The organism is Campylobacter concisus UNSWCS, assembly GCF_000466685.1.
Lineage (GTDB): Bacteria > Campylobacterota > Campylobacteria > Campylobacterales > Campylobacteraceae > Campylobacter_A > Campylobacter_A concisus_A.
The window spans coordinates 1-442 of sequence record NZ_ANNG01000043.1; the positions used below are offsets into that span (position 1 = coordinate 1).

Annotated in this window: 1 protein-coding gene; it reads left to right on the forward strand. The window is 31.9% G+C overall.

Annotated features, from left to right (window positions below; translation table 11 throughout):
- Positions 1-252: 252 nt before the first annotated feature.
- A partial coding sequence (locus tag UNSWCS_RS09180) for a hypothetical protein (RefSeq protein ID WP_035143829.1) occupies positions 253-442 on the forward strand: 190 nt, incomplete at its 3' end.

A 442-nucleotide genomic window follows, 5' to 3' on the forward strand; every position in this document is an offset into this window, starting at 1 on the left:
TATAAGGGCTTTGCTAGTCCCGAATCCGAAGCAAAATACATGCAAAAAATCAATGAGCTTAGAAAAATTTTATATGAAAAATGTGGCGACAAATACGAAATAGTAGATGATTTGCGTTAGGCTAAAAATTATTTTATATATAAAACATGAAACAACGTCAAAAAGGATCATGCTCATTTCGAGGTATCAATTAAAAGTGGTAGAAAAAATAACAGAAAATACGGTGGTAGAAATTATTAGGGATAGTCAAAAATGAGAGAACTTTATAAGATTTATTTAAAGGGCAATGCGCAATTGGGGCAGATACCAAAAACAATTCACTATTCTGGCAACACTCTTTTGCCAAAACCATTTGCATTAAGTATCGTAAAGTATAGCGACAATGAAGGATATTATTTACTTTATTTTGACAAATTTGGAGAAGAGCAGGCAGATACGTATC